This window comes from Arthrobacter sp. TmtSoilC48, from assembly GCF_059739425.1.
Genome location: NZ_AP046049.1, coordinates 1632603 through 1655752 on the forward strand (window position 1 = coordinate 1632603; position 23150 = coordinate 1655752).

Here is a 23150-nt window from a genome sequence, read left to right on the forward strand (position 1 = left end):
GTTAGTTCGCGGCTGCCGTGATTGCGTCCCGCATCTGGTGGTAGACCGCGTCCACATAGTGATACGGGGCGAGGCCCCACTGATGCCCCGCAGCCGCCTTTACGACATCCTGGCCAATCGACAGCACGTTGCAACCTTCTTCGCGGAGGTGGTCGAAGTAGCGCTGGTACACCTTGTTGTACGTTGCAGCATAGAGGCCTCTGTAGACGAGGCCGGAAAGCCCGCTATCGGATGCTTCAGCCCATTCTGGAGCCAGGACGAGCATAGGGCGTCCTGTTTGTTTGATCTTCCGCACAACGGTAGTTGCAGACTTTGACCAGAGCGCGAAGTGTTCTTCCGAGCCGAATGCAATGAGCCGGGGTTCGCTCGCCTGCTGCTGCAGAAGCTTGCTTTCGCCCAGCTCCCAGCTATTGGTGACGTATGAACCCTGCCCTAGCTCATAAGTTCCCAGCCGCTCGTCCACCAGATCCAGCAGGAATAGGTCAGTGGCGCCTGCCGACCGATCTATGGTGTCGAACAGAGATGAGCGGATGTCGTTTCGCGCGCATTGCTTCTGGAACTTGGAGGTGAGTGAACTCTCACCACGAAGAACGCCGCGAGGGGAGGCTGCACTTATCATCCCTTGGCGGGCGACGTATTCGACTATGGACCAGTCTTTGTCGAGGAAAGGATACGTGTCACGGGACACACAGCTGCCGTAAATGAACAAGCCAGGCAAGATGAACTCCCACATTGTCGGAAGAGAATTCCCCCAGCCTAGCAAGACAGGTGGGGGCTTCTGACACGCCCACAGCTGTTTGACGCAGGGTCCGGAAGCGTCCCGGCCGGTTCGTCCGGGGCGGATCCGTTCGGGTATCTTGTCTTAGTGGGGAAAATAGAAGGCTTCGCTGAACGCCGTACTTATGCGTTCGATATGGGCTTTGGGTTCTGCGAGCTATGTGCCGAAGCGTTCTTTCTGAACGGTCAAAATGACGGGCCCGATCACCCCTGTCCTTCCAGGCCCCGTGTCATTGACCCCTCAAAGCACATGGTCACAAACTACAAGGGTGTACAGGCGTTCCTCAACGCGTCCAAGATCCCACCCGGGTATCAGATCATTGTTGAAAACGGTCTTCCCATCGATGTCAATTGCCAAAACCGGGGTTTTGATACCACCGTGGTTTTCTTTCAAGGCGCCATCGACCCATCCTGGACGCTTCCCGCTTTCGGCGGCATGGGCGTCTCGTCCGATGCCCACGTGAATCGAATCTTCATCTCTGACCCAAGCCTGGTCCTGACCAACCGGTTGAACCTTGGATGGTTTGTTGGCAATTCACGTATGAACATCCAGAAGAACCTCCTCCAAATCATCAATCACATCGTGGGCACGTGGGGACAACAGCGACTCGTCTTTTACGGCGCATCAGGCGGTGGGTTTGCATCACTGTTCTTCTCTGCACATTTCCCCGGCTCGCTGGCCATAGTTTCGAACCCTCAAACAAACGTTGCCAAATACGAGTTGCCCGCCGTTGAGCGCTTTGCGGAAGTTTGCTACGGCGTCAAGGGTGAGGACCCTATGTCCCGGCTCCCCGACGACGTCACCACCAACCTTGTTGAGCTCTATCGGGAGCCACGAGGCAACGTTGTTGCCTACATGCAGAACAGCACGGATTTCTCTCACGTTGAGGATCACATGAATCCTTTTCTGTCGGCATCGCACCCGGACAATGAAATCCATGTCCTTTTGGGGGAGTGGGGAAACGGACATGTCGCACCGCCCAAGCCCATCCACGTCGAGGCGCTTACGGTCGCAGCAAGCCCCGACTGGCAATCCGGACTCGCAGCCATGGGGTTCGAGCGTGCCCAGCCAGCGACCAAGGATTAAGTAGCCGCAAGCCTGCCGCGGGGTCCTGCCTTTTGTGGGGCAAATCTTGGACAAATCCTCGCAAAGACTTGGCCAAAAGTGCTGCCGACCCTGCGTACAATTTTCTGTGGGGGTCAGCTGGTGGTCTCCAGTTGCCCGCGAGCAGCCGTACATCGTGCGCTGTCGCCGTCGTAGAATGCCCAAAACATGGTAAAAAATCCCCGCATGCGCTCTCTGAGGACCGTAGGCTTCGCACTGGCCACGCTCATCATCACGGCGGGACTGGCCGTTCAGCCAGCTGTAGCGGATGACAATGACGTCCTGCCGAGCCCACCGCAATCACTTCGTCCGGCACCTGAAGTGGCCACGGATCAGTTCATTGTCGGGCTGCGGGACAACGTCAAAGCAGCCGCAGCTGCGGCTACTGCGGAGCAGGCTGCAGATCGCGCGGCCACCAAGCTCGGAGTGGCTGCCGAAAGCGCGCACCAAAACGCAGCGGGCGGGCAGGTCATCAAACTTGCCAAGGCAATTTCGGGGACAGCTGCTGACCAATTCCTGAAGACCCTTCGTGCGGATCCCAACGTTGCCTACGCCGAAGCTGACGACATCATGCAGGTCGCGGCTGATCCGAACGATGCCTACTATTCGACGCAGTGGGATCTCTCGGAGGATTTGGCCGGCATTCGGCCTTCCGGGGCGTGGCAATACAACCATGGTGAAGGCGTAGTCGTCGCAGTGGTCGACTCCGGCATCACGAGCCATCCGGATCTCAACGCCAATGTGTTGCCCGGCTACGACATGATGTCCGATGCCGCCGATGCCCGGGACGGGAACGGCAGGGATGCGGACCCTACAGACCCTGGCGATTGGTCCACGGCAAATCAATGCGAGGTGGGCAGCGCGCAGATTAATTCTTCGTGGCACGGAACCCATGTGGCGGGCACGATTGCAGCTATCGGAAACAACACCATCGGCGTAACGGGCGTGGCCCCGAAGGCAAAAATCCTGCCGGTGCGGGCGTTGGGTGCCTGCGGTGGGTATTCATCGGATATTGCAGATGGCATCATTTGGGCGGCAGGCGGCGTTGTTACCGGGGCACCAATCAATCCCAACCCTGCGCGCGTTATCAACCTCAGCCTTGGCGGCATCAGGCCCTGCTCTGCCACCTACCAAAACGCCATCAATTTCGCGCATAACGCTGGCGCGGCGGTCATTGTCGCTGCTGGAAACTCCAATGTTCAGGCGGCCGATTCCAGCCCTGCAAACTGCCAGAATGTCATCACCGTTGCCGCCAGCGACAGGGCAGGAGCAAAGGCGCCGTACTCCAACTACGGGGACGTTGTGGATGTGACTGCTCCCGGGGGCAACATGAGTTCCTCGGGGTTGAACGGCATCCTGTCCACCTACAACTCAGGGACAACTACGCAGGGCACGCCGGGCTACGCGTTCATGCAGGGAACGTCCATGGCCGCGCCGCACGTGGCAGGCCTTGCGGCTCTCCTTTACTCGACAGAGGGCAGTGCGCTCACTCCAGCGCTTTTGGAACAGCAGCTGAAGGACTCGTCCCGACCACTTCCTGCTGGTTGCCCGGCCGGATGCGGGGCCGGTTTGGTTGATGCCACAGCCGCCCTCAGAACGTTTGGTGGGCATCTTCCGGTAACGCCTGCGCCAGTCGTATTCACAGACCGGGACGGCACCTCGAACGATACGTACACGATTCCCGCCACGGCTGGCGTTGAATACGTGGTGGGCGGAAAGGTTCTGGCCCCTGGCACCTACTCGGGCAGCGGGGCAGTGACCGTTAGTGCCCGTGCTCTTGCAGATTATTCGTTGGTCCCATTATCAGTGGCTGAGTGGAAGTTCACCTTCAAGACGTCCTCTCAGAAAATCACTGATTTCGACGGCGACGGCAAGAGCGATGTCCTTGCCAGGGACAGCGGCGGTGTTTTGTGGTTGTACCCGGGCAACGGTTCCGGTGGCTGGCTTGCCGCCCGCAAGGTTGGTGCGGGCTGGAATGGCATGACGTCCATTGAGTCACCCGGTGATTTTAACGGGGACGGCAAGATGGACGTGATTGCGCGGGATACGAGTGGTGTTTTGTGGTTGTACCCGGGCAATGGTTCAGGTGGTTGGCTTGCTGCCCGTCAGATTGGCTCCGGCTGGAATGGGATGGCCGCGATCGAGGCGCCTGGTGACTTCAATGGGGACGGCAAAGCCGACGTGATCGCCCGTGATGCCAATGGTGTTTTGTGGCTTTATCCGGGCAACGGTTCAGGTGCGTGGCTTGCTGCCCGCCAGATTGGTTCCGGCTGGAATGTCATGACCGCCATTGAGGGCCCCGGCGATTTCAACGGGGACGGCAAAGCTGATGTTCTTGCCCGCAACGGGTCGGGTGTTTTGTGGCTCTACCCCGGTGACGGTTCCGGTGGTTGGCTTGCTGCCCGCCAGGTTGGTTCCGGCTGGAATGTCATGTCCGCCATTGAGGGCCCTGGTGATTTCAATGGGGACGGCAAGATTGACGTCGTTGCCCGCGACGGGTCCGGTGTTTTGTGGCTGTACCCCGGTGACGGTTCCGGTGGTTGGCTTGCTGCCCGCCAGATTGGTTCCGGCTGGAATGTCATGACAGCCATCGTCTAGTCCAGTCCGAGTTCACCTGCCACCGGGTCATTCCGGCTTCTCCCAGCTGCGCATGGGTAGAATCGAGGCCTGAACATCGCCGGATTGCACTGGATACGGAGAACTCATTGTCAGCTTGGCACGAACTTGGCACGGACAACTACGTCTTGGAAACCGAGGGATCCTTACTCAACACCGGGCTCGTGGTGGGCAGTGAGCTCGCCATGGTCATCGACACCGGATGTGGCCCACGCCAAGGCCGGGAGATCCTCGCTGCTGTCCGCGAAAAGACCCAGCTTCCGCTGGTGGTAGTCAACACCCACGCCCACTACGACCACTTCTTCGGTAACGCTGTTTTTGCCGACGACGGCGTGACAGAGTTCTGGGCGCACGCCAACTGTGCGGCAACCATCGAGAGGGACGCCGACAACCAGCGTCGCTTCGTCGCCACAAACGAACCCGAGATGGCCGCGGGGGAGGGCGACGCCGTCGACATCGTTGTTCCGAACGCGATCGTTGGCGACCAGCCTGTTCTGGTGGACCTTGGCGGAATTACCGCAACACTGTTCTACCTGGGCCGCGCCCACACGGACGGTGACCTCCTGGTGGGGACCAACTCGACACTGTTCGTCGGCGACCTCGTTGAGCAGGGCGCACATCCTTCCTTTGAGGACTCGTATCCCGAGGAATGGGCGGACGTCCTCCGGCACATCTCGGCTTTGCGTCACCGCTACGAATTCCTGGTCCCGGGCCATGGCAAGCCTGCGAGCGACGAATTCGTCAAGACCATGGCCGACACCATGAGCACTGCAGTGCGGCAGGCAACCCAGTCCATCCGCGATATGCCCAACGATGCCACCAAGGCCATCCCGGTGCTTCCGTATGGACCGGAGCAGTCGCGCTGGTTCATCAAGCGGCTCCAAGAGACCAATGCCCAGCACGGTAGGGCTGCTGGCGGGTCCCTGGCCACGCCCGACGTTGGCCCCGGGAAGACTGGCTTCTATCCTTCTTCATAAATGAAGGTTCCTTATAAATTTGTCATCTTGATTACCGTCTCCCCATGGACTATTGGGTAAGACCAGTCCTAGGATGAAGTCGACCATCGGTTTGCGGCTACCTGGGGGGTGTCGAGATGAAGGCCATTCGCGCTATTCCGCGCGCTACTCAGATTCTCCGCTCCGTCATGATCGCTGGCGTCGGCACCGCAGTTTGGATGGCATTGTCCGCGACGGCCGCCAACGCCGATTCCGGCATCACCGATAACCATTCGCTGGTAGGCGGAGTGACGTCTTCGGTGTCCTCAACTGTTTCGTCAGCCGACATCGTCAGCAAGCAAACCAACAAGACTCTCGATGCTGCAGCGGGTGCGGTCAAGAAGGCGGCCGCGTCCGCTGCTACTTCCGTTGGGCCCAAGCCGTCCGCACCAGCCGTCACCATCCCCGTGCCGAACGTACCCGCGCCGGCCCCCGCCAAAGCCGTTGTCCCGGCGCACCCGATAACCGTGCACGTTCCTGCTGTAACTCCCGTGGTTAACCGGGTGGCGGACTCCACGGACAAGGTCATCGCCACAGTTCCAGTGGTCAACCGGGTAGTACCCAAGGGCGCGGTCGGCAACGTTGTAGATACGGCACTCAAACCAGCTACCGGAGCCATTGACGACGCCGTCGCGGCGGTTGTTCCGCCGGTAAACAATGTCCTGGAACCAGTTGGCCTGGACCCCGTGACGGACGTGACCAACCCGGTTGCAGTCCCCATCGTTGAGGTCATCGACACGATCCTGCCGGTTGTCGGCAACGTCTTGCCTCCGATTTCCGGACCCGGAAGCCTGCTTCCCCCGCTCCTGGGCGGCGACGGGGCTATGCTCCCCGCGACGCCGGGCGCTGGAGCTGTGCCGCCTCCCGCCGTCGGGACCTCATCAGCGACTCCGTCGGACGAAGGTTTGGCCACGGAATCCACTGACCTGCCGCTCGGGACCCCGCCCACGCTCACTGCCGACGTTTCAGTGGCTCTTGTTTTGGCGCGAGGTTTTGCTCCTGCTTCATCCAGTGCCGTAGCCGGCGCCTCTGTCATGGTCGAACCCGAGGCTCCAGCCGAACTGCCTGCAGACCCGGATGTGGCACCCCTTGGTGTCATCGGCGCGGGCTCGGGTACCTCACAAAACGGGCCGCCAAGCCCTGCCGCAGCCTTCCTGCATGGTGCGCTGATCGTTCCTGCAGACACACTTTCTGGTCAAGCAACGGCCAGCAATGAACACCATCCAAAGCCGGTTTCTTTCGATCCCGGCTCATCTCCTGACTAGTTCCCCAACCCAGCCGCGCCTCTACAAGCGGCCGATGGTTAGCAGGACGATCCGTCATCGGACGTCCTTGGGAACACGACCTTCAGGAGAAGATCACAATGAACTCGACAATTCGCAGGTGCCTGATCGGCACATGCTTTGCCGGAGGCTTGATTGCCCTCGGCGGGACCGCGGCCAACGCGGAAGATACGACCAGCGGAAAGGACGGAACCCTTTCCGGTACACAGGTGGTGGCACCGGTGACGGCGCCAGTCAGCACAGGCGCAACGTCATTGGCCCTCGTGGGAGATTCTTCCGCAACCACAAAGGCGCCAGCTGCCGCTTCGACCACAGGGACGGCGCCAGCTGCCAGCACCACCGGTTCCAACGGCGCTGCTTCCGGGACACAAGTAGTCGCGCCTGTAACAGCGCCCATAAACCTGGGCTCGTCTTCAGTGGGTCTGCTGGGGGGCTCCACTGCGACGGGCCCAGCCCAACCTGCCGCGGCAACTGCACCAAGCAGTTCGACGCCGGCGGCTGGCACCAACGGTACTGGCGGCACAGCCTCCGGTACCCAAGTAGTTGCACCGGTGACGGTCCCCGTAACGGTGGGATCGACGTCGACGGGTGTCCTGGGGGACTCATCGGCCACGACAACACCAGCAGCAACAACAGGTTCTGCACCGGTCCAAGCGCCAGCGCAGGCAACAACGTCGGGGGGAGATAGCATCGCATCCGGCGCTCAGGTAGTGGCTCCGATATTGGTCCCTGTTAACATCGGAGCCACTGCCGCGGGTGTGGGTGGAGATTCATCAGCCACGTCCGGCGCACCCTCGAATACAGGCAGCGCACCTGCTGCCGCTACTCCCGCTGCTACGACGAGCGGTTCCGACGGCGTTGCTTCCGGGACCCAGGTGGTTGCTCCGGTTACTGCTCCGGTGACGGTTGGTTCGACGTCGGTTGGTGTGCTGGGTGATTCGTCGGCCACTGGCGCTGGCACCTCGTCCGGTACTTCCGGCCCGGGTTCGACGTCAGGGTCCAGCACGAGCGGTTCCGATGGCGTTGCTTCCGGGACCCAGGTGGTTGCTCCGGTTGCCGCTCCGGTGACCGTTGGTTCGACCTCGGTTGGTGTGCTGGGTGATTCTTCGGCCAGCACAGCTGGTACCTCCGGTGGGAGTGCTCCTGCGGGAACCGCACCAAGTGGCACCACGACTGGAAGTGACGGGATCCTCTCCGGCACTCAGTTGGTTGCCCCACTCACCGCCCCCGTCACGGTAGGGTCCACATCGCTTGGCATCGGTGGCGCTTCAGTTGGCGCCATCACCCCGCCAGCTGTGAATCCTCCCCTGGTCACCCCTCCGGCAGAGAATCCTCCGGCTGAGAATCCTCCAGTGGTGAATCCTCCGGTGGTCACCCCACCGGTAGGGAATCCGCCGGTGGTGAACCCTCCAGTGGTCAATCCGCCGGAAGTAAACGAGCCTGCTGGTAGTGGTGGACTTGGGTTGGGCGCTGACGTTGGCACTAACAACCCGGGTACCGAGATTGGGGGCGCCGCGTATGGCGTCGCGGGCATCAACACTTCCGGGATCAACACTGCAGGAACCAGTGGCGCCCAACTGGGTGGCACCCTGGGTGTGCTGACCGCGGGCGTTGCGACCGGCGTCGGGAGTTCCAACTCCCTGGCCACTACGGGATTGGACGGCAGCTTCACTCTCTGGGCAGTCGGCCTTCTCCTCACGGGCATGGCACTCTCGGCAGGTGGGCATCGGAAGGCAGCCGCTAACCGCAGCTAATCGCCTGGGCTAGGCCTGGTCTCGCGAGCAGTTGTTGCGGTTCCGGATTGCCGGAACTGCGACAACTGCCAGGCGGCTGGGCTGGAGTCCTAGGATGAAAGGGATGACAACCACCCAGGAAGACCAAAACTTCACTCTCCGCAGCATCGCGCTACCGGCCTTCGGGCCTGCGTTGTTGTTCTGTATTGGCGAGGGGGCGGTTCTTCCGGTGATCGCGCTTTCCGCGCGTGATCTTGGAGCATCGGTGGCAGTTTCGGCGTTGATCGTGACGCTGATCGGCTTGGGGTCCTGGCTCTTCAATATTCCGGCTTCGCTGATCACCATGAGGTTCGGCGAACGCTGGGCAATTGTTGGGGCAGGTGCTGCAGGCGCCCTCGCCCTCGGGGCGGCAGCGTTCGCTCCACAAATGGAGCACGGGATCTGGTTGCTGGCCGCGGCTATGACGTTGGTGGGTATGTCTGCGAGCGTTTTCAACCTGGCCCGCCAGAAGTACCTCACCGAGGCTGTTCCCGTGATGTTCCGCGCCCGGGCGCTGTCCACCTTGGGCGGCGTCACGAGGATCGGTATCTTTATAGGTCCGTTCATCGGCGCGGGGGTGATGCAGTTCGCCGGAATCAGCGGGGCGTACTGGGTTGGCTTTGTGGGGATGATGGCAGCCGCTGCTTTGTCGCTCACCATTCCGGACTTGGTGGCTCCCGCTACGTCCGACGGCGGTCCGATTCCTCGCGCCTCCACCCTCCGAAACGTAGCGGCTTCGCATGCCGGTGTGTTCCTGTCCGTGGGCTTCGGAATTCTTCTCCTCAGCGCGCTGCGTGCTTCGCGCCAGGTTGTCATCCCGCTGTGGGCCGACCATTTGGGCATGGATGCCACGCAAGCATCCCTGATCTACGGACTCTCCGGCGCGATCGACATGTTGGTGTTCTATCCGGCCGGGAAGCTGATGGATCGCAAGGGACGGCAATGGGTGGCGGTTCCTTCCACACTCATCATGGGTGTGGCCTTGATCCTCATTCCGTTTACTGGCGGGTTCGTTCCACTGTTGCTGGTTGCCCTGCTGATTGGCTTTGGCAACGGCATCAGTTCCGGGCTCATCATGACACTGGGTGCCGACTTCTCGCCCGACAACGGAAGGAGCCACTTCCTTGGCATTTGGCGGTTCATTGCCGATTCGGGTGCAACGGGTGGGCCGGTGCTCTTGTCTGCCCTGACGGCCGCCATTTCGCTCGCCGCTGGCGTCTGGGCCACGGGAGTCCTGGGCTTCGCAGCGGCAGCCGTGTTCGCCGTCGCAATCCCCAGGCTGAAGCATCGGCGGAACTACTAGGCTCCAATTCCTGGCTGGCCGGCGGAAAGCGAACGTAGGTCAGGAAGCCGCGCGTTCCTGAGCCGCGTGCTCAAGGGCAACTGGGGTCTTCCACTTCCTGTCCGGGCGACGCCGCGTCACGAGTGCCACTGCAACCACCAGCAGCACCAATCCCCATGTTGCGTTGGCGGTATCCAACGCTGTCCGCATCACGACGAACGGCGGAACGATTGCCAGCGCCGTGGCAACTGCGATGCGCCACATTGCCGGCCTCGCAGCACCGGGCGCCAGCGCAGTGCTCGCGAGTTCCAGGCGGAGCAAGGGCGTGGACACCAGCAGAACGAGCACCCAGGCTGCCGCGTAAAACAGTGGCCGGCTCAGCCACCACTCCGTACTGGCAGGCTCGGGGAAGGGAAGCCGAAGCACCAAGGCGATCCCGAACATGGCGATGATCAGCGGCAGGTGCCAAAGGTAGATGATCATTGCCCGGCTACCCACCACGAACATCACTTTCTGAATCCACGCCAACTGAACGGCCCGCTGCAGCATGGGATAGGAGGCCTTGACGAGCAGGATGTGCGCCAGACCTACAAGGATCAGCGGGAACATCGGCGGGTTCTGGCTGGTCAGCATATCAACCGGGTAGGGGCCACCATGGGTGAGCGGCACCATGATGGCGTAGCAGCCGACTGCCGCCGCGACGAGCTTCGAGCGGGCAAACCGGTCAAAGAAGCCATCCGCGTAGAAGAACCCGAGCTGCTGCAGCAAACCCCAGACGAACACCATGTTCACCAGGCCAACGGGGTTCGAATCGAAACCCCACGGGTTGCGTTCCAGCCCGAGTCGCAGGAAATCAACGACGACGGTGCCCACGGCCAGCGTTGCGACGGTCTTGTAGGGAGCTGCTTCGTGAAATTTCGCCATCGTGGGCACCATTGCCTGACAGATCAGGTAAGCGGCAAGGAACCACAACTGCACTCCCGCGCCCGCAGCGATTACTGTGAGCAGGCCGCTGGGGACACCTGCCGCCGTCGCGGTCCACAAAGCGATAGTGAGGAACGCATACAGCGCAACTGTGGGGCGGACCAGTCGCAGGACGCGGTTGCGCAGGTAGTCGCCCGCATCCCCGCCCTTACGCCGGAGGCTGCGCCACGAGGTCAGCGAAGCGAATCCACCCACGATGAAGAACAGTGGCATGACCTGGCCGAACCACGTGCCTTGGGCGAACCAGCCCAGTGATGTCAGCGGATTGCCGACGCCGATGCCGGAGCCATCAACGCTGATGCCCATCATGAGCAAATGGACGGCCACCACAGCAAACATGCAGGACACCCGGATCAGATCGACCACGAGGTCGCGGGAAGCCGGAACCCCAGCGAGGGAAGGGGGAGTGCCGCGGCGCTGGCCGGACCTGAGGGTGGAAGACATGGGACTCCTGGGAAGCTTGGGTCTTATTCCATCGATTAGATTAATCGTAGGTCAAGCGTCCCGTGAAGGCCATGGGTACTTCTACCAGATGGTTCTCGCTGGTCCGGGGTCCACCTGGACTACACCGGACAGGTCAGGAATTTTCCGTTGCCGGAGAGCTTCAAACGACGCAGTTCGCCCGTGGCCGTGGTCCCGGTGTTTTGCAGCGCCGTCACTTGAACGTCAACTTCAGGGTTGTGGCCGTCGAGGACGCCGGTGAGGAAGATGGGACTGCTGGGCGTCAAATCCAAAGTTGCTGACGGAGGCAGCACCGGGATGGAAACGTAGGCGCTGCTGGTGCTCATCTTGCCGCCGACGGTCATCGCCGTGGGGGAGCTCAAACCTGCGACGCTTATCCGGACAGTGCTCGTGGAGATCTGCGTGCACGTCAACGTTAATCCGACAGGCGTGGTGGGCGTTGGCGTCGGAGTAGGCGTGGGGGTTGGCGTTGAAACTGCGGCTCGAACAGTCATGGTTGCGGTGGAGCTCTGCTCCCACAATCCGAATGCGGACGTTCCGCCGATGCCCACCAATACAGTCAGGCAGAAAAGGCCGACTGCCCAGGCTTTGGCTGAGGGGCCAGTTCCCTGCTTCACGCAGACTGCCTTTCCTTTCGCGAGCTCCGTACTTCCCGGAACATGGTGAACCCACCGTAGCCGATCAAACCCACGGCACCCACGGCCAGCCACAGTGAGCGGTCGCTGTTGCCCAACGCGTTCGCGACGAATCCCACGAACGGCACGGCGTAGAGCAACTTACCGCGCACCTGGATCTCGCGAACGGGCTGGGGATCCGGGACGTCGTTGTTGTCGCCCTTGGTGGTGAGCGTCTTCTCGCCTGTTTGGAGGAACCCGAAACCAACGATCCTGTGCGTAATGACACCAGGCTTGCCGGATTCGATTTGGTACGTAATGACGTCGCCAAGCTTCAGTTCGTCAAAGTCCGCTGCCTGCGAAACCATGAACGTTCCCGGTGCGTACTTCGGCGCCATGGAGTTGGTCAGCACCGAATACGTTTGCGAGCCCGTCACCTTGGGCAGCATGACCAGCACCCCGACCGCCAGGAGTGCAAGCGAAAGAAGCACGACGCCGAGTCCCCGGCCAACGCGGGCAAGTAGCCGAGCGCCGGAAGAACTTTCCGAGGGATGCTGCCCGGCTTCCTGCAGTTCCCCATGGGTTTCGACGGCGATGGACGCGTCGGCGCCAGCTTCATCAAATGCGGCGTCAATCGTTCTTTCCAGCACTAGCTCATCAAGGCTATTGCGATCTTTCAGGCTACTAGGCGCAACCATTGGGAACCCCACATTTCTGACGAGCGTGCAGCGGAAGAGTGATTGAGACGGAGTTCCCGTCGACGCTGGAAGGTGCGGCAGCGTCCAGGGTTACCTTGAAGCAGAGTGTGGCGGTGGCACCTTTGGCGATTGCCGGCGTCGTAAATCCTGCCCCGGTCAAAGGCTGATAGCCGCTGGCCGATGAGCATGCGGTGCTTGACGCCGCACTGGTGGCACTCACACTGAGATATCCGGCCAAGGTGCCGCCGGATACGTTGCTGACTGTAGGTGCCGTAGCGGTGACGGTAATGTCAAAGACCCCTCCGGCGTCGCTGGCGTTTCCGATTCCTATGGACGAGTACACGGAGCTGCCGCGGGCCAGGTCCCCCAGAGGCGCCTGTGCCGTGGTCAGTGCCAGGGTGGTCGCTTGGTCATTGACGGTCATGGGCACCGAGGAACCGGAAGGGGTTCCTGTCAGGTTGACCGTAAAACTGGATGCTTTGATCGTGCCCGGCTGGGCGATGGCAGTAGCAGACCAGAGTGCGTACGTACCCTGAACGGCCATAAGCCCCAGGAGCACGGCAGCGACCATAAGGCCAGCCGTCTTGATGCTCCTGGGGATTCCCATTGACACTCCTGTTGAATTGTTGCGGGGTAAGGACTACTGCAGGCCGGACTGCTGGACCTGTGTCAGGGTGAACGATACGTTGCCCAGGTTCCTGCTGGCGTTGACGTCCGTGCGGGTTGAGGTGCTGGACTTGAACTCGAAGGTGATGCTGGCCGTGACGTGCTGCGAGGTGGTGAGGGGGTTGGCGATGACGTCCCCATCAGAGTCGGTCAGCTTGGGTGACGTGACCGTGACGTTGGCGGGATCGAACCCTGCGCCCGCACCGGTGTTCGTGGCGACGAGGTTGGCTGCCATCTTGTCGCCCTTGAGGGTGATGTCCAGATCCTGCGTGTAGGTCAGGAGATCGCCGGGGACCACCAGGTATGTGGCGAGGTTGACAGGGTTTCCTGCGCGGTCGGTCCAAACGCCCGTTGCCGCCTGAACATTCAAGTCGCCGGCCACAATGGTGCCTGCTGCTGCGGAATCCGAAGCATTCCACCAAGCCAGTGTTCCTCCGCCACCCAGGAGCAGTGTTCCACCAAGTGCAAGTGCCGCCGCGCCTTTAAGCATTGTTATGTTTTTCACCGTGAGACCTTCTTTCGCGTTGTTATGGCTTGTGCCTAGCGATTACTTTCGCGGTCCCAGATCAAGGCTCCATACGGCGGTGGCTCAAGGTTGGATCAAGTTTTCCGGGTTTGAAACCGAAGATGTTGCAGCCCGGAAATATTCCGTAAAGGTGTTTGTAATCTCGTAAAAATATGCTTGACGCAGTGAGGGAATCTGCCAGTGTGGGAATGTAGTCAAACATCGAAGGGGCGGCGCTGATTACTATGCACATCAAAGAGTTCTGGGATCAACTTTCACCGGAAACGCAGCAATGGCTTATCGATAATCCGGGAAGCATCATCATCCCGCGCACTCAAACGGCCATCCTCAACAATGAGACGGGTGAGGATAGCCCTGTCGACGGGCATGGGGGCACCCTGCTGACGGAAGAGGACCGGGACTTCATCCGCGCCCAGGCCCGGCGCATCGAGCCAAAGTAAGCTGCCGCCGTCGAGCCTTTGTTACTGGCGCCTTAGCGCTTCCTGGCGGCCAGGCCAAACAGCCACGTCCCGCCCAGGGCGGAAAGGTATCCAGCGACCACAATGAATGCAGTCCCGGCCCAGAAGTAGTCCACAGTGCTGTCTGCGCTGAGTCCCGGCATGACCTGGAGCAGCGAGTACCCGGCCACGATAGCTGCCAGAAGCAAGGCAATGGTGGTCAGCCATACCCATAGCCGCGATGCAGCCCAGTGCTCGCCGTACCCCTTCCAAACATTCCAGTCACTACCGCCGCGAAGGATCAGCCAGCCAGCGGGGAGCATGACGGCGCCCACTACAAGGAAGGCTGCAACGACGTCGGAGGGCCGATGCCATTGGTTGATGAGGGTCGAAACCCCGGTGGCCACGGCGAAGGTGCTGCCGAGGAATCCTGCGAGAGGTCGCCAGCGGGGCGAGACCATGAGGAAAACCGCCGCAGCAGCAGAGGCTGCCAATGTTGTGTGGCCTGAGGGGAGTGAGTTCAGTTCGAGTGTCTGGACGCCGCGGTCCGGCCTGTCGGGGATGAAGAACTTGAGTACCTGGGTAGCCAGGTTGGCGGCAATGCAGGCTGCCACGGCAATTCCAGCCGCAGTCCAACGGCGACGCGCAACCGTCACGAAGAGCACCACGATGATAGCGATCGCCAGTGACAGGATGGGCAGCATATCCAGGAATTTCGTGGACGCCCTGCCTGCGGATCCGCTCAGTTCAGTGGCTTCAACCAAAGCAGACTCGTCGATGAATTGGCCCATGGTGGTCCGTACGAAGAAGTAGTACGTCACTACCAGCCCCAAGATGCTGGCGAGGGTAGCCAAGCCGAAAAGCAGCCCTGTACCGACGCCGGGCTTGCGAGCTTGTGCTGACCGGTCGGGGGACATCGCTATGGGGCGGGACTGCTGGGAACTCATTGAATCAAGACTGCCACAGTTCGCTGGAAGGCTCATGTGAGGATGCCTCTGGCGTGGCGCACCTATCAATAAGGCGCCTTATGGTCAAGGGTGAATCGGCCTATTCTTAATCTATGGAACCTACTACAGGCTTGATGCTGGCGTTGCTGGCTGTGATTGTCTGGCTGGGGATAACCATTGTGCCGCTGATGCTGCTGGCTCCGTCGCATTCCCGTGAGGAAGATGGCGCCTCCACAAATCGGAAGGGGCGCCGTGAGGGCCGTAGGAGGGTCTTCTCGGGTGCACGACCAGTCTTCTCACACTCGTCCGCGAGTACCCGATCGCTGCGGCATCCTCGCATCCAGCACTGAAGCGTCGTCTAGCACTGAATCGTCGTCCCGCTGTGAGCCGGGTGTATTGAAGTGGCTCCGCTTTTGCCGGTTGTGAAGCCACCGCTCACCGCTGCCCATGGCGCGCGTCGCCACAGCCCAGTAGGCCACGCCCGCCAGCAATGATGCCGCGAGGGCCAGCCCCTTATGGGTCTGTTCAAAGAGCGGATACACCAGCCAGTGCGTGACATAGATGTACAGCGATGAGCTGGCCAGAAGGGCCGTGATGCGGTGAAGGCCGCGCGGCACAGGCAAGGTAGGAATCCAGAGAAGGATGAGGAAACCTACCAGGATGGTGGCGCTGCGGTATTCGTTGCTGAAGGACCCTGGAATCGTCAGAAGGGCGAAGGCGGTCATGGCGGCGCGTTGCCACCACTCTCGCGACACAGCAGCAGCCCATCCGAAGGCGAACAGCCACAGGACAGGCCCTTGGCCAGGGTAGGGCAGCTCGATGATGTCGAAGCGCTGCAGGAGGTCGATGCCGGCCAAGGCGAGTGGAAATGCCCATGGCCATCTGCGTGCCGCGCGGTCCACCGCGGGAATGGCCAGCAGGAGAGCCAACCCGATCAGGATGTGAACCAGCACTTCAACGAACCAGAAGCGGGACATGTCCGTCCACCCTTGGGGGCCAACGATTGAGTTCAACAAGAACACGTTGTGCCAGCCGTAGTCGTCAGTGACGGCGAACGCGACGCCGATAACCAGGACGCTGGGGACGACGATCCGCGTGACGGCACGCAATTGCCTCCGGAGCCGTTCGCGCCGGGATCCCGTCAGCTGGAAGCGGGCAAAGTTGTAGCCGGCAACCGCCATCAGCACATGGGCCGTGCCTTCCCAGGAGAAGAACTTGATGTGCGTTGCCACGATGAAAATGATGGCCACCGCGCGCAGCACGATCCCCGTTTCCATGCGTGCTGACAGCTTCCCCCGCCAGTTGTGGAGAAATTTCCTGCCAGTGGTACGCGCATCTTCATGGGCTGGGCGGACTGGATGGCCTGGGGCTTCGGGGGCCGGGACAAGCTCGCATATGGGCATTAGGTGCCACCCCTGCGGGATGCGGCCGAGTGCACGCTCAAGCCGTACCGAGGCTGCCACGTAGGAAAGTGAATCTCCGCCAAGGGAAACGAAGCTGTCGTTCTCGGTGATGTCTGGCTGTTCCAGGACCTCTGCGAAAATCTTGAGCACAGTCTCTGTCCCCGGGGTGGATTCCGTTCCGGGGTGGCGCTCCGTCTCTGCGGACGACGGTTCCGGTTGTCCGGGCGCGGGCTCCGGTTGCACAGACACGGGTTCCGGTTGCGCAGACAGCGCAAGGATGGCCGGATAGTCAGGCTTCCCGTTGCCCAGCCGTGGAATGTCGGGCACCGGGTGCAGTTGGACGGCAGCGCGGGGGACGCCCAGATCCTGCGCAAGGCTCTTGGCGACCAAGGCCAGATCGTGGTGTCCCTCCACGGCTACAACCACGACGTCGTCTGAGCCAGCGGCAGCGGCGGTCAGGCCAAGATCTGCAAGGAGTCGCTCGACGCGTCCCAGGTCAACGCGGAGCCCAACGATTTTCACGAAGCGGCTGCGCCTGCCGACGATCTCATAGAGTTCATCAGGGCCGAGCCGGGCGAGGTCGCCGGTGTGGAGTTCGGCAATCTCACGGCCGAGGGCAAGGTCTTCGGGCTTCTCGGCATATCCCAGCATGACGTTTGGTCCGGTGTAGACGAGTTCCCGGTCATCCAGCCCCGGCACTGGTTCGAGCCGGAATTCTCCGCCGGGAATCGCGACGCCAATGGCATGCGGATGCTCCGCTGCCAGGTCCGGTGGCAAGTAAGCCATGCGCGCGGTGGCTTCCGTCTGCCCGTACATGACGAAAAGGTCCCAGCCGCGCTCCCGGCCCAACTCCGCATAGGATCGGACGCGCTCTGGGGCGAGGCGACCTCCGGCTTGCGTGATGTAGCGCAGGCTCGGAAGGTCCATGTGCTCGAAACCAACACGGTCAAGCAGCTCGAAAGTGTAGGGGACGGCAGCGAACGAAGTGACGCCCTCGGAACGGACCAAGTCCCAAAAACATGGGTCCACAACGGAGAGGTCCGTCAATGCCAGGGATGCACCCACCAGCAGATGGCTGTTCACCACGCTCATCCCATAGCAGTAGGAAAGGGGGAGGGTTGTGGCGGCAGTATCGCTGGGGCGAAGGTGCAGGTACTGCGCGATGGCTGCCGCGTTCGCCTGGATGGAAGCCCCGGAAAGGCGAACGAGCTTCGGTGATCCTGTGGAGCCTGAAGTGCTCACCAAAAGTGCCAGATCCGGGTGCAATTGGTGTGCTGTCTCATGGCGGCGCACGTCCAGGACAGGCTCCCCGTTGGAGGACCGCGCAATGACGTCCGGATCGTAGGCGGCAATGAGTGTGTCGGCTGCTTTTCCACCGCCGGCGGGCAGGATCAGCAGCGGATGGCCCGATGCCAGGGCTGCGAGATACACAGTCAGGGACGGCAGGGTGTTGTCGGCTTCAAGGGCGATCAGGCGCCGGGCAGGGCCGAGCTGGCGTGCCATATCGTCTACGCGCGCGGCAAGGTCGCGGTAGCTGAGGGTGCTGTCGCCCGTGATGATGGCGGTGCGCTCGCCGAAAGACGCGAGGTTGGTGGCGAACGAGATTCGAGCCACGTCCGGTTGGGTAGTCACGGGCCAATGTAACAAGGTAAACCTAACCTAACTCAACTGGATAATGTGTTGGCGAAGAATCATGACGCGATTGGCGACTCCCCGGGCACACTGCCGCCGTGAGACTGCCGCAACATTGCTGTGACGCTTGACACGTGTTAGGTAGCGGGTTTAGGCTTCCTAACACGTGTTAGGGAAGGAAATCTACATGCCGGGAACCAATGGGGCTTTGCGACAATTCACACGCAGAACCGCCCTCACAGCCCTCGGTGCTGGGATAGTCGGAGCAACAGCGGCGTCGTGGCCGCGACTGACAGGAACGGACATTCCAGGCCGGGGAGACAATAGCCTCAGCATCGCCATCATGGGCACCGCCGCAGACGCCGCAGCCCGCCAGAAGGTCATCGACGCTTTCGCCAAGGTCCACCCCGAGATCAAGGTCAAGGTCCAAGCCATCCAGGCTGTGGACTGGAAGGACTTCTTCACCAAGATCCTCACCATGGTGGCAGCAGGCACGCCACCGGACGTCGTGTACGTGGCAACGGAAGGCGCCCAGCTCTTCGCCGAGAAGCTCGCCCATCCGCTGGACGAGTACCTGCGCCGCGACGCCGAGCACATGAAGGAGTACTTCGAGGACGTCCACCCCAGCCTGGTGGAAGCCTTCATGTACAAAGGCAGCCTGTTCCAGCTCCCCATCGACTGGAACGCCGCCAACATGTACTACAACACCGCGTCACTCCGCCAAGCCGGTTTGGATCGCCCCGCCGACGACTGGACGCACATGGACTTCCGCAGCACCCTCGCTGCGATGAAGAAGGCCAAGCCCCAGGACTTCACGCCGTACTACTGGACCAACCGACTCTTCGGTGGAGTGGTGCCATGGCTCTACGCAAATGACACCAGCTTCCTCAAGGAAACCAAATCCACCGGCGGCGAATGGCTCTGGGATGGTTTCTACGCCAACGACCCCTCGCGCAGCCTCCGCTCCGGCGGTTACCAGTGGCTCGAACCCAACGCGGACGACCCCCGCGTCTTTGAATCCTTCGATTACCTCCGCGGCCTGGTCAAGGACGGACTGGGTGTCCGGCCCGAGGAAGGCGGCGGCAGCGCACTGATCGGTCTCTTCGCCTCCAACAGGATAGGTACGACGCCGGCGGGCGGCTATTGGGTACAAGGGCTCCACGAAGCGGGTATGACAGAGGACGGATTCGACGTCCAGTTCTTCCCGAAATGGCGGACCCAGCGGCACCAGTTCGGCACAGCCGGCTACGCGATCATGAAGACCGCCAAGGACAAGGACGCCGCCTGGGAATGGGTGAAGTTCAGCTCCAGCCTTGAGGCCATGAGGATCGTGTTCCCTACACCGAACACCACTCCCGCCCGCCGATCCATGGTCAACGAACAGCTCTATGCCGGCACCGGCCCGCGGAACTGGAAGGTCTTCTACGAGACCCTGGACAAGTTCCCCACCACAGGTCCCATTCCGGCACCACCTCAGCAGGCCGCCGTCGAAACGGCCCTCATGAAAAACGTATCCCTGGCTGTCAGCGGGGACGAGCGCCAACTCAAGCAGGCGCTCGAATCAATGCAGCGCGATCTTGAACTGGCCCTGAGGAGGCAGCCATGAGCACCGCCATCAGCACCCCCACCGGGACCGGGAAGCAGCCGGGCGGACGCCAGGCCTCCCACAAACACGGCCAGGCGTCCAAGCGTGGCCGCGTCCAACAACGCTGGCTGCCATGGGCTTTCCTTGCCCCGACGATCGTGGGCATGGGCATCTTCACGCTCCTGCCGATTGTCGCTTCGGTGGCGCTCGCCTTCTTCCGCTGGGACATCATCTCCGCGCCGACGTTCGTGGGCTTCGACAACTTCGCCGAAGTCGTCCAGGACCCGACCGTCCGGGTCTCGTTCCTGAATACCATCGTGTTCGTCATCGTGGCCGTGGCCCTCCAGCTGGGACTCGCCCTGGGCCTGGCGATCATGGTGCAGGAGAAGCTCCCCGCCTGGCTGAGGGTGTTCTTCCGCTCCGCCTTCTTCTTCCCACTGATCCTGTCCGCAGCTTCGGTGTCCATCTTCATGCGCTACCTCTTCAACGAACAGTTTGGCGTCGTGAACTGGCTGCTCTCGCTCGTAGGCGTCCCAGCGGTACCGTGGCTGACGACGCCAGGTGGTTCGGCCGCCGTCGTAATTCTTGTGTACGTGTGGCAGAACTTCGGGTTCTCGTTCCTGCTGTTTGTTGGCGGGCTGGCTTCGATTCCGGTGGAGACGTACGAGGCCGCCTCGATCGATGGCGCCACAGGCTGGCGCAAGCACTTCTACGTGACGCTGCCGCTGCTGAGCCCCACCACCTTGGTGGCCTCGGTCATGGCCATCATCAACGCACTGCAAGTATTCGATCAGCCCTACGTGCTCACACGCGGCGGGCCCGGCGACTCAACGCGCACCGCCGTCATGGTGATCTTCGAGTCCGCGTTCCAACGCCTCGAATTCGGCCAGGCCTCTGCGATCGGCGTGATACTGACGCTCATCATCATGGCCATCACAGCCGCACAGTTCCGGCTCAGCAAACGATTCGTCTTCTACCAGTAAGGCCCGCCATGACCCTCATTTCAGAACGTGTTGAAACCACGGCGCCTGTGGTTACGCGCAAGAAGCGCGACTGGTCAGTCGTGGGGCGCGTCGCCGCCTTGCTGATCGCGGCCGTCTTTGTCCTGGGCCCCGTTCTCTGGACGCTATCCACCTCGCTGCGGCCGCCGTCGGAATCCTTCAAACTGCCGCCGGCATTCCTGCCCCTGAACCCCGATCCCGCGTCCTACCAGCAGGTGTTCAAGCAGCTCAATATTGTGCAACTGGTCCTGAACAGTGCCCTGGTGACCGGACTGATCGCCGTCGGACAGATGGTGACCGCAGCCCTTGCTGGATACGCCTTCGCACACCTTCGTTTTAGGGGACGCGGCGCGTTGTTCTCCATAGTGCTGGCCACCATGATGGTGCCCGCGCAGGTGACGATCGTGCCCGTGTTCATGCTGATCCGCGGCGTCGGGCTCTCGGACACGCTGCTCGCGCTGATCATTCCGGCCATCCCGACGGCGTTCGGCACCTTCCTCATGCGCCAGTACTTCCTGGGATTGCCGGGTGAGCTCGCTGAAGCGGCTGCGATCGACGGCGCCTCGCCGTGGCGAACCTTCCGGTCCGTGTACGCACCACTGGCCATGCCGGGCCTGGCGATCGTGGGCATCCTGGCGTTCAACTTCCACTGGAACGAATTCTTCAGGCCACTCATCATGACCATCTCCGAGCAGAACTTCACGCTGCCCCTGGGCCTGGTCTCACTCCAAGGCAACCTCGGCACCGGAAGCATCTCCGTGGTGCTGGCCGGCGTCGTTCTCTCCATGATTCCCGCGCTGGTGGTGTTCATGTTCGGCCAGCGCGCACTGCAGGACGGACTCACCGCTGGAACGGGCAAGTAACCTCTCTGATTGAAAGGGTTCCAGTGACGGACCTTGCACTTTTTGATTCCCTGTTGTCTGCTTCGACGCACCCGGATCCGGCCTTCCCGCGATTCCACCCGCGGCCGGCCCAAGGCTGGATCAACGATCCCAACGGCATCAGCTACATCAACGGCCGGTACCACGTCTTCTTCCAGTACAACCCGGAATCGGCCCGACACTCCCAGATCCAGTGGGGACACGTGAGTTCTTTGGATCTAGTCCATTGGGAGGTGCACCCGGTCGCGCTGTCGCCGCAGCCGGACGGTCCCGATTCCGCGGGATGCTGGACGGGCGTGGTGACCTCAGATGGTGGTGTGCCGACCGCTTGTTATTCGGGTGTCCAGGACCACGGCGGCCATTCGCAGGTAGTCATTGCGCGCGGTTCTTCCGACATGGTGACCTGGGAGCAGACCGGCCACGTCGCCGCGTCCATGCCCTCAGATCCTCTGGTCACGGCCGTCCGGGATCCGTTTATCTTCCACTTCAACGGTGCTCGCTACGCCATCCAGGGAGCGGGCCTGTCTGATGGGCGCGCCGCTTTGCTGCTGTACACAGTGGAGTCCCTTGACGACTGGAAGTACCAAGGGATTTGGCTGACCTCTGCCGATCCCGTTGCTGCGGTCCATACGCCGGCCGAGATTTGGGAATGCCCGCAACTGGTGCAAGTGCCGGACTCTTCGGGCGGCTCAGCCTGGGTGATGATGTTCTCGCTCTGGCTGTCCGGCGACGACCACGAGCACGCCAACGGGGTTGGGCACCTGATCGGTTCCCTTTCCGTGGACCCCGTCTCCGGGCTGCCGGTGTTCGTGCCTTCTTCCGGTGGGAAGTCCGATCTTGGGCGAGACTTTTATGCACCGCAGATCGTCCAGCTCTCTTACGGTTCTTCGCCTGCCGCTTTGTTGTGGGGGTGGGCCAACGAGGGTCCCGGACGCGACGGTCGCCGTGGCCGCACCCAGGAAGAAATCGACGACGCCGGATGGTCGGGTGTGCTGACGCATCCTCGCCTCCTGTCCGTGGTTGATGGGGCACTTGCTGTTTCCCCGGCGCCGGAAGTGGTGGCGTATCGTGGCGCTGCTGTAGCTACGGATGCTGTGGGCTCCGTGGTGGTTCCCGCGTTTGCCGAGGTGCTCGTGACGGGTACGGGTGTGTCCTCTGGTGCCGTGACTTCCGGGGATGTGGAGCTCGTGCTTGTTTCGGGTTCAGAGGGCGACTCCGCAGACAGGCAAGTGGTCTGCTCGGGTTCGTTGGCTCCAGGGGAGGAGCTTCGGATCTTCATCGATGCCTCCTTGGTGGAGGTCTACCGGTCCGGCTCGGTTGCCACGACGCTCCGCGCCTACCCGGCTCCTGGGGAGGAATGGCAGCTCACCTTGCCCGGCGACGCAACCGCCGACGTATGGGAGTTGACGCTCCCCGAGTAGGCGGCAGGCCGACGTCGTGAGTTGTGGGGCCTGCTTTGCGTGGCTTGTTGGTGTTTTGGGGCT

Annotated in this window: 21 protein-coding genes; 11 read left to right on the top strand and 10 right to left on the bottom strand. The window is 61.7% G+C overall.

Going from position 1 to position 23150, the window contains the following annotated elements:
- Position 1 precedes the first annotated feature (1 nt).
- Positions 2 to 718 carry a DUF6270 domain-containing protein gene (locus AC6I97_RS07755; RefSeq protein ID WP_497944600.1) on the bottom strand — a complete coding sequence of 239 codons (717 nt, stop codon included), beginning with the start codon at positions 716 to 718 and terminating at the stop codon, positions 2 to 4.
- Positions 719 to 1027: 309 nt separating this feature from the next.
- Here AC6I97_RS07755 and AC6I97_RS07760 point away from each other — a divergent pair, with 309 nt between their 5' ends.
- From AC6I97_RS07760 to AC6I97_RS07775, 4 genes are all read left to right on the top strand, one after another.
- Positions 1028 to 1864, top strand: a complete 837-nt coding sequence (locus AC6I97_RS07760; RefSeq protein ID WP_497944601.1) for a hypothetical protein — start codon at positions 1028 to 1030, stop codon at positions 1862 to 1864.
- A 204-nt stretch (positions 1865 to 2068) separates the two neighbouring features.
- On the top strand, positions 2069 to 4480 hold the full coding sequence (locus tag AC6I97_RS07765; protein WP_497944602.1) for a S8 family serine peptidase: 2412 nt from the start codon (positions 2069 to 2071) through the stop codon (positions 4478 to 4480).
- Between the two features lie 107 nt (positions 4481 to 4587).
- A complete protein-coding gene (locus AC6I97_RS07770) occupies positions 4588 to 5475 on the top strand; it encodes an MBL fold metallo-hydrolase (protein ID WP_223946688.1) in 888 nt (295 codons plus the stop codon).
- Between the two features lie 116 nt (positions 5476 to 5591).
- Entirely contained in the window at positions 5592 to 6758 is a 1167-nt protein-coding gene (locus AC6I97_RS07775) for a hypothetical protein (RefSeq protein WP_497944603.1), read from the top strand.
- Between the two features lie 82 nt (positions 6759 to 6840).
- Here AC6I97_RS07775 and AC6I97_RS07780 read toward each other — a convergent pair whose 3' ends face one another.
- Complete coding sequence (locus AC6I97_RS07780) at positions 6841 to 7467, bottom strand: hypothetical protein (protein ID WP_497944604.1); 627 nt, start codon at positions 7465 to 7467, stop codon at positions 6841 to 6843.
- Positions 7468 to 7479: 12 nt separating this feature from the next.
- The gene (locus AC6I97_RS07785) at positions 7480 to 7947 is read right to left on the bottom strand and encodes a hypothetical protein (protein ID WP_497944605.1); all 468 of its coding nucleotides are present in this window, start codon (positions 7945 to 7947) and stop codon (positions 7480 to 7482) included.
- Positions 7948 to 8128: 181 nt separating this feature from the next.
- Here AC6I97_RS07785 and AC6I97_RS07790 point away from each other — a divergent pair, with 181 nt between their 5' ends.
- Both AC6I97_RS07790 and AC6I97_RS07795 read left to right on the top strand, forming a co-directional pair.
- Positions 8129 to 8530 carry a hypothetical protein gene (locus AC6I97_RS07790; RefSeq protein ID WP_497944606.1) on the top strand — a complete coding sequence of 134 codons (402 nt, stop codon included), beginning with the start codon at positions 8129 to 8131 and terminating at the stop codon, positions 8528 to 8530.
- A 103-nt stretch (positions 8531 to 8633) separates the two neighbouring features.
- Positions 8634 to 9851 (top strand): MFS transporter, encoded by a 1218-nt coding sequence (locus tag AC6I97_RS07795; protein ID WP_497944607.1) that lies wholly within the window; start codon positions 8634 to 8636, stop codon positions 9849 to 9851.
- Between the two features lie 39 nt (positions 9852 to 9890).
- On the opposite strand, the gene AC6I97_RS07800 is transcribed toward AC6I97_RS07795, so the two are convergent.
- From AC6I97_RS07800 to AC6I97_RS07820, 5 genes are all read right to left on the bottom strand, one after another.
- Positions 9891 to 11258, bottom strand: a complete 1368-nt coding sequence (locus tag AC6I97_RS07800) for an acyltransferase family protein (protein WP_497944608.1) — start codon at positions 11256 to 11258, stop codon at positions 9891 to 9893.
- 119 nt (positions 11259 to 11377) lie between these two features.
- On the bottom strand, positions 11378 to 11893 hold the full coding sequence (locus AC6I97_RS07805) for a hypothetical protein (protein ID WP_497944609.1): 516 nt from the start codon (positions 11891 to 11893) through the stop codon (positions 11378 to 11380).
- The gene (locus AC6I97_RS07810; protein WP_497944610.1) at positions 11890 to 12540 is read right to left on the bottom strand and encodes a signal peptidase I; all 651 of its coding nucleotides are present in this window, start codon (positions 12538 to 12540) and stop codon (positions 11890 to 11892) included. The genes AC6I97_RS07805 and AC6I97_RS07810 overlap by 4 nt, the downstream gene beginning before the upstream one ends.
- Positions 12541 to 12574: 34 nt before the next feature.
- Positions 12575 to 13195 carry a hypothetical protein gene (locus AC6I97_RS07815; RefSeq protein WP_497944611.1) on the bottom strand — a complete coding sequence of 207 codons (621 nt, stop codon included), beginning with the start codon at positions 13193 to 13195 and terminating at the stop codon, positions 12575 to 12577.
- A 33-nt stretch (positions 13196 to 13228) separates the two neighbouring features.
- Complete coding sequence (locus tag AC6I97_RS07820; protein WP_497944612.1) at positions 13229 to 13759, bottom strand: alternate-type signal peptide domain-containing protein; 531 nt, start codon at positions 13757 to 13759, stop codon at positions 13229 to 13231.
- Positions 13760 to 14004: 245 nt separating this feature from the next.
- On the opposite strand from AC6I97_RS07820, the gene AC6I97_RS07825 reads away from it, so the two are divergent.
- Positions 14005 to 14220: a hypothetical protein gene (locus AC6I97_RS07825; protein WP_224167558.1), complete on the top strand. Its 216-nt coding sequence runs from the start codon at positions 14005 to 14007 to the stop codon at positions 14218 to 14220.
- A 32-nt stretch (positions 14221 to 14252) separates the two neighbouring features.
- Here AC6I97_RS07825 and AC6I97_RS07830 read toward each other — a convergent pair whose 3' ends face one another.
- Both AC6I97_RS07830 and AC6I97_RS07835 read right to left on the bottom strand, forming a co-directional pair.
- Positions 14253 to 15164 (bottom strand): phosphatase PAP2 family protein, encoded by a 912-nt coding sequence (locus AC6I97_RS07830; protein ID WP_497944613.1) that lies wholly within the window; start codon positions 15162 to 15164, stop codon positions 14253 to 14255.
- A 296-nt stretch (positions 15165 to 15460) separates the two neighbouring features.
- Positions 15461 to 18199 carry an AMP-binding protein gene (locus AC6I97_RS07835; RefSeq protein ID WP_497944614.1) on the bottom strand — a complete coding sequence of 913 codons (2739 nt, stop codon included), beginning with the start codon at positions 18197 to 18199 and terminating at the stop codon, positions 15461 to 15463.
- Between the two features lie 187 nt (positions 18200 to 18386).
- Between AC6I97_RS07835 and AC6I97_RS07840 the strand changes: the two genes are divergently transcribed.
- The 4 genes from AC6I97_RS07840 to AC6I97_RS07855 are packed head-to-tail and all read left to right on the top strand — an operon-like array spanning position 18387 to position 23087.
- Positions 18387 to 19805 (top strand): extracellular solute-binding protein, encoded by a 1419-nt coding sequence (locus AC6I97_RS07840; protein WP_497944615.1) that lies wholly within the window; start codon positions 18387 to 18389, stop codon positions 19803 to 19805.
- Positions 19802 to 20767 carry a carbohydrate ABC transporter permease gene (locus tag AC6I97_RS07845; RefSeq protein ID WP_497944616.1) on the top strand — a complete coding sequence of 322 codons (966 nt, stop codon included), beginning with the start codon at positions 19802 to 19804 and terminating at the stop codon, positions 20765 to 20767. The genes AC6I97_RS07840 and AC6I97_RS07845 overlap by 4 nt, the downstream gene beginning before the upstream one ends.
- Positions 20768 to 20775: 8 nt before the next feature.
- Positions 20776 to 21648, top strand: coding sequence for a carbohydrate ABC transporter permease (locus tag AC6I97_RS07850; RefSeq protein WP_224088505.1), 873 nt, complete (start codon positions 20776 to 20778; stop codon positions 21646 to 21648).
- 23 nt (positions 21649 to 21671) lie between these two features.
- A complete protein-coding gene (locus AC6I97_RS07855) occupies positions 21672 to 23087 on the top strand; it encodes a glycoside hydrolase family 32 protein (RefSeq protein ID WP_497944617.1) in 1416 nt (471 codons plus the stop codon).
- The last annotated feature ends 63 nt before the right edge of the window (positions 23088 to 23150 follow it).

Coding starts and splice junctions, on each gene's coding strand:
- AC6I97_RS07760 (WP_497944601.1), top strand. CDS start 1,028: ATGGTCACAAACTACAAGGGTGTACAGGCGTTCCTCAACGCGTCCAAG.
- AC6I97_RS07765 (WP_497944602.1), top strand. CDS start 2,069: ATGCGCTCTCTGAGGACCGTAGGCTTCGCACTGGCCACGCTCATCATC.
- AC6I97_RS07775 (WP_497944603.1), top strand. CDS start 5,592: ATGAAGGCCATTCGCGCTATTCCGCGCGCTACTCAGATTCTCCGCTCC.
- AC6I97_RS07780 (WP_497944604.1), bottom strand. CDS start 7,467: ATGCTATCTCCCCCCGACGTTGTTGCCTGCGCTGGCGCTTGGACCGGT.
- AC6I97_RS07795 (WP_497944607.1), top strand. CDS start 8,634: ATGACAACCACCCAGGAAGACCAAAACTTCACTCTCCGCAGCATCGCG.
- AC6I97_RS07800 (WP_497944608.1), bottom strand. CDS start 11,258: ATGTCTTCCACCCTCAGGTCCGGCCAGCGCCGCGGCACTCCCCCTTCC.
- AC6I97_RS07815 (WP_497944611.1), bottom strand. CDS start 13,195: ATGGGAATCCCCAGGAGCATCAAGACGGCTGGCCTTATGGTCGCTGCC.
- AC6I97_RS07825 (WP_224167558.1), top strand. CDS start 14,005: ATGCACATCAAAGAGTTCTGGGATCAACTTTCACCGGAAACGCAGCAA.
- AC6I97_RS07830 (WP_497944613.1), bottom strand. CDS start 15,164: ATGAGTTCCCAGCAGTCCCGCCCCATAGCGATGTCCCCCGACCGGTCA.
- AC6I97_RS07840 (WP_497944615.1), top strand. CDS start 18,387: ATGCCGGGAACCAATGGGGCTTTGCGACAATTCACACGCAGAACCGCC.
- AC6I97_RS07845 (WP_497944616.1), top strand. CDS start 19,802: ATGAGCACCGCCATCAGCACCCCCACCGGGACCGGGAAGCAGCCGGGC.
- AC6I97_RS07850 (WP_224088505.1), top strand. CDS start 20,776: ATGACCCTCATTTCAGAACGTGTTGAAACCACGGCGCCTGTGGTTACG.